The 17,408-nt window shown below is 70.8% G+C and carries 12 protein-coding genes; 5 read left to right on the top strand and 7 right to left on the bottom strand.

Annotated features, from left to right (window positions below; genetic code table 11):
* Window positions 1–207: 207 nt before the first annotated feature.
* The 3 genes from QF027_RS33380 to QF027_RS33370 all read right to left on the bottom strand — a co-directional run bounded on the left by QF027_RS33380 (window position 208) and on the right by QF027_RS33370 (window position 3,789).
* Entirely contained in the window at window positions 208–975 is a 768-nt protein-coding gene (locus QF027_RS33380; RefSeq protein ID WP_306976130.1) for an enoyl-CoA hydratase/isomerase family protein, read from the bottom strand.
* Between the two features lie 179 nt (window positions 976–1,154).
* Window positions 1,155–2,393, bottom strand: coding sequence for a L,D-transpeptidase (locus QF027_RS33375; protein WP_307078832.1), 1,239 nt, complete (start codon window positions 2,391–2,393; stop codon window positions 1,155–1,157).
* Window positions 2,394–2,556: 163 nt separating this feature from the next.
* The gene (locus QF027_RS33370) at window positions 2,557–3,789 is read right to left on the bottom strand and encodes a L,D-transpeptidase (RefSeq protein WP_306976134.1); all 1,233 of its coding nucleotides are present in this window, start codon (window positions 3,787–3,789) and stop codon (window positions 2,557–2,559) included.
* Window positions 3,790–4,109: 320 nt separating this feature from the next.
* Here QF027_RS33370 and glgX point away from each other — a divergent pair, with 320 nt between their 5' ends.
* On the top strand, window positions 4,110–6,347 hold the full coding sequence (gene glgX / locus QF027_RS33365; RefSeq protein ID WP_306976136.1) for a glycogen debranching protein GlgX: 2,238 nt from the start codon (window positions 4,110–4,112) through the stop codon (window positions 6,345–6,347).
* A 28-nt stretch (window positions 6,348–6,375) separates the two neighbouring features.
* On the opposite strand, the gene QF027_RS33360 is transcribed toward glgX, so the two are convergent.
* Genes QF027_RS33360 through QF027_RS33345 form a run of 4 tightly spaced genes read right to left on the bottom strand, consistent with a single transcriptional unit; the run spans window position 6,376 to window position 9,918 of the window.
* Complete coding sequence (locus QF027_RS33360; protein ID WP_306976137.1) at window positions 6,376–7,020, bottom strand: response regulator; 645 nt, start codon at window positions 7,018–7,020, stop codon at window positions 6,376–6,378.
* Complete coding sequence (locus QF027_RS33355; RefSeq protein WP_307078830.1) at window positions 7,010–8,254, bottom strand: sensor histidine kinase; 1,245 nt, start codon at window positions 8,252–8,254, stop codon at window positions 7,010–7,012. Before QF027_RS33355 ends, QF027_RS33360 begins: the two co-directional genes overlap by 11 nt.
* A 27-nt stretch (window positions 8,255–8,281) precedes the next feature.
* Entirely contained in the window at window positions 8,282–9,016 is a 735-nt protein-coding gene (locus tag QF027_RS33350; RefSeq protein ID WP_306976140.1) for an ABC transporter permease, read from the bottom strand.
* Entirely contained in the window at window positions 9,013–9,918 is a 906-nt protein-coding gene (locus QF027_RS33345; RefSeq protein WP_307078828.1) for an ABC transporter ATP-binding protein, read from the bottom strand. The genes QF027_RS33350 and QF027_RS33345 overlap by 4 nt, the downstream gene beginning before the upstream one ends.
* Before the next feature lie 183 nt (window positions 9,919–10,101).
* On the opposite strand from QF027_RS33345, the gene QF027_RS33340 reads away from it, so the two are divergent.
* Genes QF027_RS33340 through QF027_RS33325 form a run of 4 tightly spaced genes read left to right on the top strand, consistent with a single transcriptional unit; the run spans window position 10,102 to window position 17,267 of the window.
* Window positions 10,102–11,928, top strand: a complete 1,827-nt coding sequence (locus tag QF027_RS33340; RefSeq protein ID WP_307078825.1) for an ABC transporter ATP-binding protein — start codon at window positions 10,102–10,104, stop codon at window positions 11,926–11,928.
* Window positions 11,925–13,784 carry an ABC transporter ATP-binding protein gene (locus QF027_RS33335; protein ID WP_307078823.1) on the top strand — a complete coding sequence of 620 codons (1,860 nt, stop codon included), beginning with the start codon at window positions 11,925–11,927 and terminating at the stop codon, window positions 13,782–13,784. Before QF027_RS33340 ends, QF027_RS33335 begins: the two co-directional genes overlap by 4 nt.
* 16 nt (window positions 13,785–13,800) lie before the next feature.
* Complete coding sequence (locus QF027_RS33330; protein WP_307078821.1) at window positions 13,801–15,492, top strand: ABC transporter transmembrane domain-containing protein; 1,692 nt, start codon at window positions 13,801–13,803, stop codon at window positions 15,490–15,492.
* Window positions 15,489–17,267, top strand: coding sequence for an ABC transporter ATP-binding protein (locus tag QF027_RS33325; RefSeq protein ID WP_307078819.1), 1,779 nt, complete (start codon window positions 15,489–15,491; stop codon window positions 17,265–17,267). The genes QF027_RS33330 and QF027_RS33325 overlap by 4 nt, the downstream gene beginning before the upstream one ends.
* Window positions 17,268–17,408: the final 141 nt, after the last annotated feature.

Here is a 17,408-nt window from a genome sequence, read left to right as displayed (position 1 = left end):
CCCCGGAATGCGTCGTTCCGAAGGGGTCGATCGGCATATGCCAATGACGCTTCGGCGTGTTCGAAAGCCCTGCTGACCTGCGGCGGAGGCTCACTGGGAGGCAATCGACCGACTCCCTCGACAAGGCAGACCTAAGGGTGCGTTAAGGCTCCCATAAACCGCCCCATCGAGGGACCCGGATCAGACATCGCGTCAACTGCAAGCGGTTCAGAGGAATTTCGCCTTGCCGGGGCCCTCCTCGACGAAGCTCTTCATGCCGCGTTCGCGGTCCTCCGTGGCGAACAGACCGGCGAACCAGTTCCGTTCCACCGCGAGGCCCGTCTCGATGTCGGTCTCCAGCCCCGTGTCGATCGACTCCTTCGCCGCGCGCAGGGCGATCGCCGGTCCCTGCGCGAGCCTGGCCGCCCAGGCGTGCGCCTCGGCGTACACCTCGTCGGCGGGCACGACCCGGTCCACGAGGCCCAGGGTCAGCGCCTCGTCGGCCTTGACCATACGGCCCGTGAAGATCAGGTCCTTCGCCTTGGACGGGCCGACCAGCCGGGCGAGCCGCTGGGTGCCGCCCGCGCCGGGGATCAGGCCGAGCAGGATCTCCGGCTGCCCCAGCTTGGCGTTCTCCGCGGCGATCCGGAAGTCCGCGCACAGCGCGAGTTCGCAGCCGCCGCCCAGGGCGTAGCCGGTGACGGCCGCGACGACCGGCTTGGGGATGCGGGCCACGGCCGTGAACGCGTCCTGGAGGGCGCGGGAGCGCAGGACCATCGCGGTGTGGTCCATGTTCTGCATCTCCTTGATGTCCGCGCCGGCCGCGAACACCTTCTCCCCGCCGTACAGGATCACGGCGCGCACGTCCTCGCGCCGGGTCGCCTCCTCGGCGAGCTCCTTCAACCGGTCCTGGGTGGCCACGTCCAGCGCGTTCATGGGCGGGCGGTCGAGACGGATGGTGCCGACACCTTCGGCGACTTCGAGATTCACGGTCATGCCCAGCAGGTTAACGGGGACTAACGGCGAGTGGCCGGGTGCGGTCGCTCACACTCGGCCGGGGGCCCGGAGGTTGGTAACTGCTCGCCGGGGTTGCCCCCAGGCGGACACAGCACGGCGACCAACGACAAGGGCCCCGGTGCCGTACCTCACACCGGAGCCGCTGATCGTCGTACGGACTACGCCTTCCACTTCTCCCACGACATGTTCCAGCCGTTGAGGCCGTTCTCCGGCGCGACCGTCGCGTCGTCGGAGTTCTTGACCACGACCACGTCACCGATCAGCGAGTGGTTGAAGAACCAGGCGGCCGGCACACCGCTGTCGTAACCGCCCTTGACGTCACGCAGGCCCACGCAGCCGTGGCTGGCGTTGTAGTTGCCGAAGGCGTCGCCGCCCCAGTAGTTGCCGTGGATGAAGGTGCCGGAGTCGGTCAGCCGGGCGGCGTGCGGGACGTCCTTGATGTCGTACTCGCCGCCGTAGCCGACGGTGTCGCCGTTCATCCGGGTCACCGCGAGCTTCTCGCTGATGACCATCTGGCCGTTCCAGGTGTCGTAGCCGGGCTTGCCGGTGGTGACATTGATGGTCTTGATGGTCTTGCCGTCCTGGGTGACCTTCATCGTGTGCTTCTCGGCGTCCACGACGGAGACCTGGTTGCGGCCGACGGTGAAGGAGACGGTCTTGTCCTGCTTGCCGTAGACGCCGTCGCGGCCCTCGACCCCGTTCAGGTTGAGGTCGACGGTGACCTTGGTGCCTTCCTTCCAGTACTGCTCGGGACGGAAGTCCAGGCGGTCGTTGCCGAACCAGTGGCCCTCGACCTCGACGGCCGGTTCGGTCTTGACGGTGATGGCCTTCTCGACGTCCGCGGGGCTGGTGATGCCCCGGGTGAAGCGGATGGAGAACGGCATTCCGACGCCGACCGTCGAACCGTCCTCGGGCGTGAACGTGCCGGTGAAGGTGTTCTTCGGCGTCAGGGTGGTGAAGCTGGAGTCCTCGGCCGCCGTACGGCCGTTGGCGTCCTTCGCGACCGCGTGCACGGTGTAGGCGGTGCCGGCGGCGAGGTGGGTGGACGGCGTCCAGGAGGCGCCGTCCCCGGTTATCTTCCCTGCTATCGCGGTGCCCTTGGCGTCCTTGACCTGGACCTCGGTCAACTTGCCCTGGGTGGCACCGACCCTGAGGGCGCCGCTGGTGTCGACGGACTTCGCCCCGTCCTTCGGGCTGATGGAGACGACCGCCTCGGACTGCTTGGTCTCGGTGGCGGACGAGTCGCCCTTCTCGGCCTTGGCGTCACCGGTTCCGGAATTTCCTCCGCCGCAGGCGCTGACGGCCAGCAGCAGAACGCCGAGTATCAGCGCCGACAGCCCCTTGGCCCTGCGCCCCCGCGCGTCAACCGACGCCCCCGATATCGGTCGCACGTTCAAGTCTTTTCTCCCCTCGAAGGGCCTGGTCAGGCCCGCTCCCCAGCGCGTTCCACGAACGCGTTGGCGAATATTAACCGCAGAGTTTTGAGCATCGTGTGAGCCCAAGGTCACCATTCAGTCCCAACTTCAACGGAAAGTTGGGCCGACCCACCCCCCTGTCGGGTTACTTCACCGCACTGCCTGCCTTCCACTCCTTCCAGCCCATATTCCAGCCTCCAAGGCCATTGTCAGGAGCGACCTTTTTGTCATTGCTGTGGACGACCTCGACGACGTCCCCGACCAGGCTGCGGTCGAAGAACCAGCCCGCGGGCGTGTCCGAGCTGCCGCCCTTCACGTCCCTGAGGCCCACACAGCCGTGGCTGACATTGACTCTGCCGGGGGCGCTCGGCGCCCAGTAGTTGCCGTGCAGGAAGGTGCCGGAGTCGGTCAGACGCAGGGCGTGCGGGACGTCCGGGATGTCGTACTCGCCGCCGAAGCCGACCGTGCGGCTGTTCATACGGGTCACTTCGAGCATCTCGGTGACGACCATCTTTCCGTTGTACGTGGTCGTCTTCGGGGCGCCGGCGGTGATCGGCACGGTGGCGATCAGTTCACCGTCCCGTCTGACCTGCATGGTGTGCCGGGCCGCGTCGACGAGGGAGACCTGGCTGCGGCCGACGGTGAAGGCGAAGGTCCGGTACTGGAGGCCGTAGACGCCGGACGCCCCTTCCACATCACGGAGTCTGAGCGCGACCGTCACGCGGGTGCCGGGTCTCCAGTAGTGCTCGGGGCGGAAGTCGAGGCGGCCGTTGCCGAACCAGTGCGGGCGGATCTCGACGGCTGGCTTCGAGGTGACGCGTACGGCGCGTTCGACGGCGGCTCGGTGCTCGATCTCCCGGTTGAACTCCAGGGAGACGATCATCCCGGTGCCGACGGTGGAGCGGTTCTCGGGGCTGACGTACCCGATGAACCGTTCCTCGGGGACGTAGGTGGTGAACGTCGTGTGCCGGGCCGAGCGGCGGCCGTGGCCGTCCAGGGCGACCGCGTCGACGGTGTACTTGGCGGCCAGCGCCAGCTGTGCCTCGTCGGGTTCCCAGCGCAGGCCGTCCTCGGAGATGCGCCCGGGCACCGGGAAGTCCTGCGCGTCCTGGGACTTGACGACGGTGACCGACTCGAGGCGTCCGCTGGGGACGCGGACCCGCAGCCTCTCCTCGGGCGGCACGCCCTTGGTGCCGTCGTCGGGCGCGACCCTGATCACGTCCTCGGGCGCGGGAGGCTTCCCGAATCCGCCGACACCGCCGATCCCGCCACCCCCGTCCGCCGTACAGCCGGCGACCCCGGCCAGCAGTCCTGCCCATGTCATGACGGCGGCCAGAACGGCCCCCGCGCGCCGAGCGCGCCCTTGTCTCTGCCTCACGCCCAGCCCAACGACCGGGCCCACCCTGGGGAAACGTGAGGTCGGTGGCCGCAGGCACGTGCACCCCTTTGGCGCTACGGCACCACGGACGCGCCCCTTGGGGGCACGAGGAACTGCGCGACCGGCCCCCACCACTCCGCGGCCGCCCCACAACCTGACCTGGCAGATCCACGGGCGCCCGGCCCAAGCAAACGCAGCGAAACGTGAGTGCGAGGCAAGCGCTGGGCAGAACAGTGGGGAGAACGACGCGAGGGGGTGTCGCGGCCGGGACGCCGTGCGCCCTTTTCCGCGTTGCTCCATGAGCCGTGGGAGGCCGACCGGTGTCCAGCGCAGCCGAGCAGGAGGCGGTGACCGAAGCCGCCGAGGAGCGCCCCGCCGCGCTGGTGAACGGCGCGCAGCGCAAGGCGCCCGCCGTGCCGGTGTGGCCCGGGGCGCCGACGCCGCTGGGCGCCCGGTTCCGAGTCGGCCCGGACGGGGTGGCGGGGACCAACTTCGCGCTGTGGGCGGGCGGGGCCGAGGCGGTCGAGCTGTGTCTGTTCGACGCGGACGGCAAGGAGACCCGGGCCCGGCTCACCGAGCTCACCCACGAGATCTGGCACGGCTTCGTGCCCGGTGTCATGCCCGGCCAGCGCTACGGCTTCCGGGTGCACGGCCGCTGGGACCCGTGGACCGGCGGCCGCTGGAACTCCTCGAAGCTGCTCCTCGACCCGTACGCCCGCGCGGTGGACGGCGACTTCAGCCTGCCGCCCGAGGTGTACGGCCATGTCCGCGACTGGCCCCACCAGCAGGTGGCGGACACCGTACGGGACGACCGGGACTCGGCGCCGTACGTCCCGAAGGGCGTGGTCGTCCACGATGACGACGACTGGGCCGAGGACCGTCGCCCGAAGACCCCGTGGGCCGACTCGGTGATCTACGAGGTGCATGTGCGCGGGTTCACCGCGCTGCACCCCGGCATCCCCGAGGAACTGCGCGGGACGTACGCCGGTTTGGCGCACCCGGCCGCGATCGAGCACCTCGTGGAACTCGGCGTCACGGCCGTCGAGCTGCTCCCCGTCCACCAGTTCGCGCACGAGGACCACCTGCTGCGGCGCGGCCTCAAGAACTACTGGGGCTACAACTCCATCGGCTACTTCGCGCCCCACGCGGCCTACGCCGCCTCCGGTACGACGGGCCAGCAGGTCGGCGAGTTCAAGCGCATGGTGCGCGCGCTGCACGCCGCCGGGATCGAGGTCATCCTCGACGTGGTCTACAACCACACCGCGGAGGCGGGCGAGCTGGGCCCCACGCTGTCCCTGAAGGGCATCGACAACCGGGGGTACTACCGGTTGCAGTCCGACGCCCGGCGCTACGCGGACTACACGGGCTGCGGCAACACCCTGCACGTGGTCCAGCCGCACGTCCTGAGGCTGATCACCGACTCCCTGCGCTACTGGGTGACGGAGATGGGCGTGGACGGCTTCCGGTTCGATCTGGCCGCCGCGCTGGCCCGTTCCATGCACGACGTCGACATGCTGTCCCCGTTCCTCGCGGTCATCGCCCAGGACCCGGTGCTGCGGCGCGTGAAGCTGATCGCCGAGCCCTGGGACGTGGGCTCCGGGGGCTATCAGGTGGGTGCCTTCCCGCCCCTGTGGACGGAGTGGAACGACCGCTACCGCAACGCCGTACGCGACTTCTGGCGGGGCGCCCTGCCCGACGTCCGGGATCTGGGGTATCGCCTCTCCGGTTCCAGCGACCTGTACGCCTGGGGCGGGCGCCGGCCGTACGCCTCGGTCAACTTCATCACCGCGCACGACGGTTTCACCCTGCGGGACCTGGTGTCGTACGAGCGGAAACACAACGAGGCGAACGGCGAGGGCAACCGGGACGGCACGGACGACAACCGGGCGTGGAACTGCGGGACGGAGGGGGAGACGGACGACGAGCGCGTACGGGCGCTCAGGCGGCGGCAGTTGCGGAACCTGCTCACCACGCTGCTGCTGTCGACGGGTGTGCCGATGCTGGTCGCGGGCGACGAGCTGGGTCGCACACAGCGCGGCAACAACAACGCGTACTGCCAGGACAACGAGATCAGCTGGGTGGACTGGGGCCTGCTGGAGGACCCCGGCTGGAAGGCGCTGTTCGACCTCACCGCCCGGCTGATCGCACTACGTCACCGGCACCCGGTGCTCAGGCGTCGGGCGTTCTTCTCGGGGCGGGCCCACTCCGCGGACGGCCTGCGCGACCTGGCCTGGTTCACGGCTCGCGGCGCGGAGATGACGGAGCGGGACTGGTACGCCCCCGCCGGCACGCTCGGCATGTATCTGTCGGGGCGCGACATCCCCGGCCGGGACGAACGCGGCGCGCCGATCGTGGACGACAGCTTCCTCGCCGTCCTGCACGCCGGGGACCGGCCGGCGAGCTTCCTGCTGCCGGGGCCGCCGTGGGCGGAGCGGTACGAGGTGGTCGTCGACACGTCGAGGGAGGAGCAGGAGGAGGCGCCGGGGGTGGTGCACCGGGCGGGGGCGTCGATCACGGTTCCGGCGCGGGCGGTGCTGCTGCTGCGGGTGGCCGGGTGAGACGACGGGACCGCGCCGACCTGCCCGGTCAGCCGAGGATGCCCCGCTGGTAAGCCGTCGCGACCGCCGCCGCACGGTCGTTGACGCCCAACTTGGCGTAGAGGTGGGTGAGATGGGTTTTCACGGTCGCCTCGCTGATGAACAGTTCGCGGGCGATCTCGCGGTTGGACGTGCCCCGGGCAACCAGGGCGAGCACCTCGCGCTCGCGGGCGGAGAGGGGCTCGTTACCAGGAGCCTTGGGGGCGCGGACGGCCGAGACCAGCCGGGATGCCACGGCCGGGGACAGCACCGTACGGCCTTCTGCCGCCGCCCGCACGGCCGTGAACAGCTCGTCGCGCGGGGCGTCCTTCAGCAGATAGCCCGTCGCGCCCGCCTCGATGGCCGGCAGGGTGTCGGAGTCCGTGTCGTACGTCGTCAGGACCAGCACCTTCGCGCGGGCGGAGCGGTGCGTGAGCTCACGGATGGCGTCGACTCCCCCACCGCCCGGCATCCGCAGGTCCATCAGGATCACATCCGGGTCCAGCGCGGTGGCCTTCTCCAGCGCCTCGACGCCGTTCGACGCCTCGCCGAGAACCTTGAATCCCGGCGCGGAGTCGAACATGCCGCGCAGACCGTCCCGTACGACGGGATGGTCGTCGACGATCAGCACCGAGATACCCACGTCACTGGTCATGGCGGACCAACGGTACGCGAGCCGACAGCGCGGTGCCGTGGCCCGGTTCGGACTCGACGGTGAGGGAGCCCGCGATGCGTTCGGCGCGGGCCCGCATGCCGTCGAGTCCGAAGCCGCCGGTGCGGGAGCGGGCCGGAAGGGCGAGGGGGTCGAAGCCGGCGCCGTCGTCGCGGATGTCGAGGATGACCTCGCTGCCCAGGAAGGTCAGGGTGACGCCGAGGCGGCCGGCCCGGGCGTGCCGGGAGGCGTTGGAGAGGGCTTCCTGGGCGATGCGCAGGAGGGTGGCCGAGACCTCGTCGTGAAGCTGCTCGATGGTTCCGGCGACGGTGAACTCGGCGCGGATTCCGGTCCGTTCGCCCCAGTCGGCAACCGTGTTCCTCAGGGCCTGGGGCAACCCGTCGTGCTCCAGCGCGACGGGGGCGAGGTTGTGCACCGAGCGGCGGGCCTCGCCGAGGCTGTGCCGGGCGAGGTCCATGGCGCGGTGGACGTGCTCACGGGCCTGGACCTCGTCGGGCGTGTTCGCGACCACCTGGAGCTGGGCGATGATGCCGGTCAGACCCTGGGCGAGGGTGTCGTGGATCTCGGCGGCGAGCCGTCGGCGCTCGTCGGAGACGCCCGCTTCCCTTGCCTGGACGAGGAGTTGGGCGTGCAGGGCGGCGTTCTCGTCGAGCGCCGCCCGCAGTGCCTCGATGGTCTGGGCCCGTTCCCGGGAGCGCTGTTCCTCCTGCTCGGTGATGTGGGCGACGAAGGCCTGGAGGCCGAAGTTGACGATCAGCAGCCCGGCGAATCCGAGCCACTGCGCCGTACTGGTCACCGGCAGTCCGCCGACCTGCGCGCCCGCCACGATGACCGCGCTCGCGAACAGTCCGAGCCGCCGCCACATGCCGGGGATCAGCTCGTCGGCGTCCATGTAGCCGGTGGCCGCGTAGAACGCGAAGAACGGGTTGATCCAGGTGAGGACGAAGGCGATCGCCCAGCGGACGGCGTAGTAGGCGGCGCCGGCCGGGGAGGGACTGCGGCCGCGGTCGGCACGGCGGTAGCGGGTGCCGTGCCACCACAGCTGGAGCACGAGCGCGGCGCCGACCAAGGCGCCGGCGGTGTACCACTCGGCGGGGCCGTCCATGAGGTCCGCGGAGACGACCGCGAGGACGGCGCTGACGCCGAGCAGCGCGTACGGTCCCCAGATGTGCAGTTGTTCCAGGCGGCGCTCGAGTTGCGTGTCCACCACGGTCATGTCCTCAGTCTGCACGGCCCCGTTCGCCTACTCCCAGCGGAACCAGCGCGACGCGGCGGCCGTGAGCAGCACCGTCCAGGCGACGAGCACGCCCAGGTGGGTCCAGCCCGGCCAGTCGCCGGCCGCGGCCCGGTTCAGGGCCTCGGCGGCCGCGCCGAACGGGGTGTACCCGACGATCCGGGCGAGGACGTCCGGCATGGTCTGCACCGGCGCCCACACACCCGCGCAGAACATCGACGGGAAGAACACGGCGGATCCGATGGCACCGGCGATCTTCGTCGTCCGGGACAGCGCGGAGATCACCGCGCCCAGCGCGAGGGCGACGAGCACGGCCAGAACCAGGGCCAGCAGGTACCCGAACAGCTGCTCGGGCAGTCGTACGGCGAAGGCGAACCGTCCGACGAACAGGGCGAGCAGCGCGGATGCCAGGGCGGCGCCGCCGTAGACGGTCATCTGCGCGGTGAGCAGGGCGGTCGGGCGGACCGGGGTGGTGGACATGCGGCGCAGGATGCCGCGCTCGCGGTAGCCGGTGAGGGTCTGCGGCATGGACTGCAGGCCGCTGACGATCAGGCCGAGGAGCACGGCCACCGGGACGTAGACATCGATGGTCCTGAGGCCGCCGAGGTCGGCCTCGTGGTTCCGGAAGGACGGGATCGAGCCGAGGATCACCAGGAGCAGGGTGGGGAACAGCAGGATCCAGAAGAGGGCGCCGGGTTCGCGGCGGAAGAGTCGGACCTCGGTCCGCAGTACGGCGGTGTTCATGCCGTGGCCTCCTGGGTCAGGTCGAGGAAGGCGTCGTCGAGGGTGGCGTCGACGACACGGAGCTGGTGGGCGGTGACGTGCCGGCGGGCGAGCAGGGTGATCACGGCGTTCACGGTCTCGTCGGTGCCGGACAGGGTGAGGCGGCCGTCCCGGTCCTCGATGGAGGCGAGGGCGGGCAGCGTGTTCAGTTCGTGTGCGTCGAGCGGGGCGGACGGGGTGAAGCTGATGACGGTGGCGCCCGCCGAGCGGTGGATGAGGCCCGCCGGGGTGTCCAGGGCGGCGATCCGGCCCCTGTCGATCACGGCGATCCGGTCGCAGAGCCGCTGCGCCTCCTCCATGAAGTGCGTGACGAGCAGGACGGTGACGCCGTTGGCGCGGATGTCCTCGATGAGCTCCCAGGTGTCGCGGCGGGCACGCGGATCGAGCCCGGTGGTCAGCTCGTCCAGGACGACGACCCGGGGATTGCCGACGAGCGCGAGCGCGATGAACAGGCGCTGCTTCTGGCCGCCGGAGAGCTTGCCGAACCGGGTGGTGAGCTTCTGGGTCAGCCCCAGGCGCTCGGCGAGCGGGCGCCAGTCGAGGGGCTTGTCGTGGAACGCGCTGTACAGCTCCAGGGCCTCACGGACGGTGAGTTTGGCCTGGAGTTCGCTCTCCTGGAGCTGGGCGCCGAGGACGCGGGCCACGCGCGCGTGGTCGGCGACGGGGGCGAGACCGGTGACCCGCACGCGGCCCGTGTCGGGAATCCTCAGACCCTCGACGCACTCGACGGTGGTGGTCTTCCCGGCGCCGTTCGGGCCAAGAATTCCAAAAATCTCGCCCTCCTCGACGGCGAAGGAGACACCGTCGACGACGGCCCGGCCGCCGTAGGACTTGCGCAGTTCGCTGACTTCGATGACGGACATGGCATCAGCGTCCCGGCACGGGCCCCGCCGCCACATCGCCCGTCGCGCTCGACCCGGCATCAACCGATCGGTGGATGCGGCCGTACGACCCCTCGAACATGCAGGTCGTAGGACCAACGGCCGATTCCGGTCCGGCCAAAACTCGGTGGGCGTTGTCAGTGCCGGTCCGTAGGCTCGCAGCTGATGTCCACGACACGTGCAACCACCAAGGACCGATCGGCCGTGAGGACCCTGCTGCGCCTGTGGCCGTACGTCCGGCCGGCCCGCGCGCGGCTGATCACCGCCGCGTTCGTGGCGATCCTCGCCTCCTGTACGGGGCTGGTGATCCCCCTCGTCCTGAAGTGGATGGTGGACGGGCCGGTCGCCGACGGAGACACCGCGGGCGTATGGCTCGGGGCGCTGTACCTGCTGCTGCTCGGGTTCGCGGAGGCGCTGCTGTTCGGACTGCGGCGATGGCTGGTGGCGAGACCGCTCTCCCACGTCGAGGCGGAGATGCGGGCGGGCCTGTACCGGCACCTCCAGCGCCTCCCGGTGGCCTTCCACGACCGCTGGGCGTCCGGCCAGCTGCTGTCCCGGGCCACCACGGACCTCATGCTCCTGCGCATGTTCCTCGCCTTTCCGCTGACGTTCCTGCTGGTCAACAGCGTGACGATCACCGTCGGTGTGATCATCATGCTGCTCCAGGACTGGACGCTCGGGCTGGTGATCCTGGGGCCGGCCATCCCCGTGGTGATCACGTGCATGGTCTTCGAGAAGCGGTACCACCGTGTGGCGCGGCTCGCCCAGGACCAGGTCGGCGACCTCACGACGGTCGTCGAGGAGAGCGTGCTCGGCATCCGGATCATCAAGGGCTTCGGCCGCCACCGGTCCCAGGCACGGGCCTTCCGTGAACTGTCCGGGAAGCTGCGGGGAACCGAGCTGCGCAAGGCGGGCCTGCTGGCCACGATCTGGGGCGTCATCACCACCCTCCCCGAGGTGGCCATCGGGGCGGCGCTGGTCCTGGGCTGCGTGCAGGTGGCCGACGGGGAGTTGTCGGCGGGCACGTTGGTGGCCTTCCTGTCGACGGCACTTGCGCTCAGGTGGCCGGTGGAATCCATCGGCTTCCTGCTGGCGATGACCCAGGAAGCGGCGACGGCGACGGAGCGCTACTTCGAGGTGATCAATGAAGTGCCGGAGCAGGAAGACGCACCCCGCAGGGACGCGGAGCTGTATCGAAATGCGGCTCCGCCGCGGGACGCGGCCGGCCCCGACAAACGCGCACCCGACGACGAAGGCCTCCGGTTCCACCACGTCCGGTTCCGCTACCCGGACGCCCCCGAGGACTCCCCACCCATCCTCGACCGCGTGGACCTCCACATCCGCCCCGGCGAATCCATGGCCCTGGTCGGCACGACGGGCAGCGGCAAGACGACCCTCACCGCCCTCGTCCCCCGCCTCCACGAGGTGACATCCGGCCGCATCACCCTGGACGGCGAGGACATCACCGCCATGTCCAGAGAAGAGCTGCGCTCGAAGGTGGCCGTCGCCTTCGAGGAACCCACGCTCTTCTCGGCCAGCGTCAAGGACAACGTCCTGCTGGGCATGGACGAACAGGAACTGGACCGCGCCCTGTCCGTCGCGCAGGCGGACTTCGTACACGCCCTCCCCCACGGCACCGACACCCAGGTCGGCGAACAGGGCCTCAGCCTCTCCGGCGGCCAGCGCCAACGCCTCGCCCTGGCCCGGGCCGTGGTCGGCAAGCCCGGATTCCTCGTCCTCGACGACCCCCTGTCCGCGCTGGACGTGCACACCGAGGCCGCCGTGGAGGCCGCGCTGCGCGACGTCCTCGCGGACACCACCGCGCTCATCGTGGCGCACCGCCCCTCGACCGTGCTGCTCGCCGACCGCGTCGCGCTGCTGTCCGACGGCCGTATCACCGCCGTGGGCACCCACCACGAACTCCTGCGCACCAACGCCGAGTACGCCCACCTCATGTCCGGCACCGGGGAAGCGAAGGACGACGACCGATGACGGCCCCCACCACCAACGCCCCCACGGCGGACGACGAACCGGAACTCCCCCGTCACAAGGACGCCGCGGACGCCTTCGACCGCGACGTCCTGCCCACTCCCCCGCGCGCCACCTCCCTCCTGCTGCGCTCCCTGCTCGCGCCGATGAAAGCGCGGGTCACCCTCACCACGTTCCTGCTGCTGCTCCAGCAGGCGGCCGTACAGGCGGGCCCGCTGCTGGTCGCGTACGCCATCGACCGCGCGGTTCCGGCGTTCCGGGACCACGACAACGGCCCGCTGATCGCCGTCGGCGCCGGTTATCTGCTGTCCGCGCTGTCCTCCGGCGGGCTCCAGTACGCGTTCATCCTGGTCTCCGCCCGCGTCAACCAGGACGTGCTGCTCGACCTGCGCGGCCGCATCTTCCGGCACGCCCAGGCGCTGAGCATCGACTTCCACGAGCGCTACACCTCGGGGCGCCTCATCTCCCGTTCGACGACGGACGTGGAGTCGCTGCGCGAACTGCTCAATGAGGGCCTGCAGGAACTCGTCACCGTCATCCTGTCCTTCCTCTACATCTCCGCCCTGCTGCTCTGGCTGGATCTCGCCCTCGGCGCGGTCGCGGTGGCGTCCTTCGTGCCGCTGTACCTGCTCGTGCGGGGTTACCGGCGGCGCGCGGGCCGGGTGTACCGGAAGCGGTCGACCGCGATCGCCGCCGTGATCGTCAAGTTCGTGGAGACGATGAACGGCATCCGGCCGGTGCGCGCGTTCCGTCGCGAGGCCGCCAACGACGCCGAGTTCGCCGTACTGAACAAGCGGCACGAGCGGGTCAACGGCGACGCGCTGCTGGAGATGGCCCGCTATGTCGTCAGTTCCCGGCTGGTCGCCAACACGGCCGTCGCGGGGATCGTGCTGTGGGGCGCCTACCGAGTGGCGCAGGACTCGCTGGAGCTGGGTGTACTGGCGGCGGCAGTGCTGTATCTGCGGCGGCTGTACGACCCGATCGACCGGCTCGGGATGTTCCTGAACTCCTACCAGTCGGCGGCGGCCTCCCTGGAGAAGATCGCGGGCCTGCTCGCCCAGACCCCGACCGTGCCCGAGCCGGTGACACCCAGGCAGCTCCCGGCCCTCGAGTCGCAGCACCCGGGCCGCGAGGTCGTCTTCGACGGCGTCCGCTTCGCCTACCGCACCGGCGGCGAGGTGCTCCCCCGCTTCGATCTGACCCTGCCCGCCGGGCAGACGGTCGCGGTGGTCGGCTCGACCGGCGCCGGAAAGTCGACACTCGCCAAGCTCCTCGCCCGTTTCTACGACCCCTCGGACGGCCGCGTCCTCCTGGACGGCGTGGACCTCCGCGAGCTCGCCGTGCCCGAACTGCGGCGCGGGGTGGTCATGGTGACGCAGGAGGCGTTCCTGTTCTCCGGCACGGTCGCCGAGAACATCGCGATCGGCCGGCCGGACGCCACCCGCGAGGAGATCGAGCAGGCGGCGAAGGCGATCGGCGCGCACGACTTCATCAGCGCCCTGCCCGACGGCTACGACACGGACGTACGCAAGCGGGGCGGCCGTATCTCGGCGGGTCAGCGCCAGCTCGTGGCGTTCGCGCGGGCACTGCTCGCCGATCCGGCGGTGCTGATCCTGGACGAGGCGACCAGTTCGCTCGACATCCCCGGCGAGCGGGCCGTGCAGCGGGCGATGGCGACGGTCCTCAAGGGCCGTACAGCCGTGGTGATCGCGCACCGGCTGTCGACCGTGGAGATCGCCGACCGGGTGTTGGTCATGGAGCACGGCAGGGTCGTCGAGGACGGCACACCGGCCGAACTCGTCGCGGGCACGGGACGGTTCGCGGATCTGCACCGGGCCTGGCGGGACAGCCTGGCGTGAATCGACAGGGGGACAGGTGATCGACGCGTACGAGGACCCCGGCACGCCCGACGTCCGGGGCGGCTGGCGGTATCTGTGGTGGCTCGTGCGCTGTCAGCCGGGGCGGTCCGTGGCCGGGGCGCTGCTGGGCAGCTCCTGGATGGTGCTGCTGGCGGCGACGCCGTATCTGATGGCGAAGGCGATCGACGAGGGCCTGGAGCCGGGCGACTGGGCGGCGCTCGCCGGCTGGTGCTTCGCCCTGTTCGCGGTCGGCTCCTTCAACGCCTGGCTGAGCATCATGCGGCACCGCACGATGACGCGGGTGCGGATGGACGCCAACTTCCGCACGGTCAAGGTGGTCGTCGGACAGGCGGTCCGCCTCGGCGCCGCCCTCTCGCGCCGGACCGGAGCCGGTGAGGTCGTCACGATCGGCGTGGGCGACGTGCAGACGATCGCCGGCGCCCTGACCGTCGTCGGCCCGGGCGTCGGCGCGTGCGTCGCCTATCTGACGGTGGCCGCCCTGCTGGTGTCGGTCTCTCCGCTCCTCGCGGTCGTGGTCCTGCTCGGCATCCCGGCGATCGTGCTCCTCGTCGGCCCCTTCCTGTCCCGTCTCCAGGGCGCCGAGACGGAGTACCGCGACCGTCAGGGCGTCCTCACCTCCCGCATCGCCGACCTCGCGGGCGGCCTGCGCGTCCTCAACGGCCTGGGCGGCAAGGGCCTGGTCGCCGACGCCTTCCACCGCGACTCCCAGCACCTGCGGGCCCAGGGGTACCGGGTCGGCGCGGTCACCAGCTGGGTCCAGGCCCTCGGCGTGGGCCTGCCCACCCTGTTCCTCGCCGTGGTCACCTGGCTCGCGGCGCGCCTGGCCGCCCAGGGAGAGATCACCGTGGGCGAGTTGGTCGCGGTGTACGGCTATGTCGCGGTCCTGGTGGGCCCGGTGGCGTTCTGGGTGGAGTGCGGCTACCAGCTCAGCCGGGGCGTGGTGGCGGCGAGGAGGGTCGTGCGGTTCCTGCGCCTGGAGCCGATGGAGGACCGGGGCACGCGGGATGCCCCCGCGGAGTCCTCGGTTCTGTACGACCCGGAGTCGGGCGTACGCGTCCTGCCGGGCCGCCTGACGGCGCTGGCCTGCGCGAGGCCCGCGGACACGGCGGCGGTTCTGGACCGCCTGGCCCGCTACACCCCGTCGCAGGCGACCTGGGCCGGAGTCCCCCTGGACGAGATCCGGCTGCCCCAGGTCAGAGAGCACATCCTGCTGGCGGACCACGAGGCGGACCTGTTCGCGGGCACACTGCGCGATGTGATCATGGGTGCGGACTCCGACCCCGCGGCCGCCGTACACGCAGCCGTGGCAGACGACATCGTGCAAGCTCTCCCCGACGGCCTCGACTCACCGATGGACGCCCAGGCCCGCAATCTCTCCGGCGGCCAGCGCCAACGCATCCGACTGGTAAGGGCTCTCCTCGCCGACCCGGAAATCCTCCTGGCCATAGAACCCACCTCCGCCCTGGACGCCCACACAGAAGCCCTCGTCGCCAAGCGGCTGCGCCAGACCAGGGAAGGCCGCACCACAGCCGTCACCACCACCTCCCCCCTCGTCCTCGACCACGCCGACACGGTCCTCTACCTGGTCGACGGCAAACTCGCGGCGACCGGCACCCACCAGCAACTCCTCACCGAGGAACCGGGATACCGCGCCCTGGTCGCACGAGACGCGGAGGTCATGAAATGAGCAGGGGCCACCTCCCGGTCGCCGACCAGGCCACCGTACGGCGCGCGTCCGTCCGGCTGATACGCAAAGACGCCCGGGCCTTCACCGCCGTACTCGCCCTGAACGCACTCGCCGCCCTCAGCGGTCTGGCCGGACCGTGGCTGCTCGGCCGGATCATCGACGAGGTGCGCGCCGGTGACGGCGTGGCCGCGGTGGACCGGCTCTCGCTCGTCCTCGTGGTGTGCGCGAGCACTCAGCTCCTCCTCGCCCGCTGGGCCCGCTACGTCGGCCACCGTTTCGGCGAACGCACCCTCGCCCGCGTCCGCGAGGAGTTCGTGGAGCGCACCCTGGCCCTGCCCGCCTCCGTCGTGGAACGCGCCGGCACCGGCGACCTCACCGCCCGGGGCACCGCGGACGTCGCGACCGTCGGCACCACACTGCGCGACGCGGGACCCGAACTCCTCATCAACTCCGTGCAGTTCCTGTTCCTGCTGGCCGCTGTGTTCGTCCTGGACCCGCTGCTCGGTGCCGTCGGTGTGTTCGGTCTGCTGCCCATCTGGTTCGTCCTGCGCTGGTATCTGCGGCGGGCGCGGGACGGCTACCTGGCCGAGGGCTCCGCCACCTCGGACGTCGCCGAGATCCTTGCGGCCACGGCGTCCGGCGCCCGCACGGTCGAGGCGCTCCGACTCGAGGAGCGACGCGTCCGGGCGAGCCGGGACGCCCTCGACACGGCCCGCGGCACCCGCCTGTACACCCTCTACCTGCGCAGTGTGTTCTTCCCGGTGGTGGAGGTGGCGTACATCCTGCCCGTGGCCGGTGTGCTCCTGGTCGGCGGGATGCTGCACGCGCAGGGCGTGATGAGCCTCGGCTCGGTCGTGGCGGCCGCCCTGTACCTCCAGCAACTGGTCAACCCGCTCGACCAGATCCTGGTGCGGGTCGAGCAACTCCAGTCCAGCGGCGCCTCGTTCGCCCGCGTGGAGGGCCTCGCCCAGGCCCCACGCCTGACCGAAGGGGGCTCCCCCGCCCCCGCCGACGACCGCATCGACGTCACCGCCGTGCGCTACTCCTACGGCCGCGGCGCCGAGGTCCTGCACGGCGTCGACCTGACCGTGCGCCCCGGTGAACGCCTGGCCGTCGTGGGCCCGTCCGGCGCCGGGAAGACCACCCTGAGCAGGCTGCTCGCGGGTGTCGACGCGCCGACTTCCGGATCGGTGACCGTCGGCGGGGTTCCCGTGGTCGGCCTCGACCCCGAGCAGCTGCGGCGGCAGGTCGTCCTGGTCACCCAGGAGCACCACGTCTTCCTGGGCACGGTCCGCGACAACCTTCTCATCGCCGAACCCGGCGCCGGGGACGAGGAGTTGTGGGCCGCCCTGACCGCCGTGGGAGCCGACGGGTGGGTGCGGGAACTGCCCGAGGGACTCGACACCGCGCTCGGCGAGGACGGCTGCCGTACGGACGGTTCACAGGCGCAGCAACTCGCCCTGGCCCGCGTGGTGTTGGCGGACCCGCACACACTGATCCTCGACGAGGCGACCGCGCTCCTCGATCCCACGACCGCGCGGCACACCGAGCGCGCCCTGGCCGCCGTACTCGAAGGACGCACGGTCATCGCGATCGCGCACCGGCTGCACACCGCGCACGACGCGGACCGGGTGGCGGTGATGGAGAACGGCCTGCTGACCGAGCTCGGTACGCATGAGGAGCTGGTGGCGGCGGACGGGGCCTACGCGGCGCTGTGGGGGTCGTGGCACGGGGACCGGCCCCCGGTGTCCGACCAGGGTGGAAAGTCCGTATAGCGAACATGACCTCCCGGACAACGAACGATTTCCGGCCAAGTTTCTGACGCGCTCCTGACAGTACGGGCTTTCCGGTGCCAGGCTTCCCACGGCCGCTTCACAGCAACCTCACAGATCTCTCGCTGTGTTCTGATCCGCGGC

It is taken from the genome of Streptomyces canus (genome assembly GCF_030816965.1).
Classification (GTDB): domain Bacteria; phylum Actinomycetota; class Actinomycetes; order Streptomycetales; family Streptomycetaceae; genus Streptomyces; species Streptomyces canus_E.
This window is presented reverse-complemented; position numbering and strand designations above follow the sequence as displayed.

What these genes read in the sequence shown, in the direction of transcription:
- QF027_RS33380 (WP_306976130.1), bottom strand. Translation starts at nt 975, where the DNA reads ATGACCGTGAATCTCGAAGTCGCCGAAGGTGTCGGCACCATCCGTCTC.
- QF027_RS33360 (WP_306976137.1), bottom strand. Translation starts at nt 7,020, where the DNA reads ATGACCAGTGACGTGGGTATCTCGGTGCTGATCGTCGACGACCATCCC.
- QF027_RS33355 (WP_307078830.1), bottom strand. Translation starts at nt 8,254, where the DNA reads ATGACCGTGGTGGACACGCAACTCGAGCGCCGCCTGGAACAACTGCAC.
- QF027_RS33350 (WP_306976140.1), bottom strand. Translation starts at nt 9,016, where the DNA reads ATGAACACCGCCGTACTGCGGACCGAGGTCCGACTCTTCCGCCGCGAA.
- QF027_RS33345 (WP_307078828.1), bottom strand. Translation starts at nt 9,918, where the DNA reads ATGTCCGTCATCGAAGTCAGCGAACTGCGCAAGTCCTACGGCGGCCGG.
- QF027_RS33340 (WP_307078825.1), top strand. Translation starts at nt 10,102, where the DNA reads ATGTCCACGACACGTGCAACCACCAAGGACCGATCGGCCGTGAGGACC.
- QF027_RS33335 (WP_307078823.1), top strand. Translation starts at nt 11,925, where the DNA reads ATGACGGCCCCCACCACCAACGCCCCCACGGCGGACGACGAACCGGAA.
- QF027_RS33325 (WP_307078819.1), top strand. Translation starts at nt 15,489, where the DNA reads ATGAGCAGGGGCCACCTCCCGGTCGCCGACCAGGCCACCGTACGGCGC.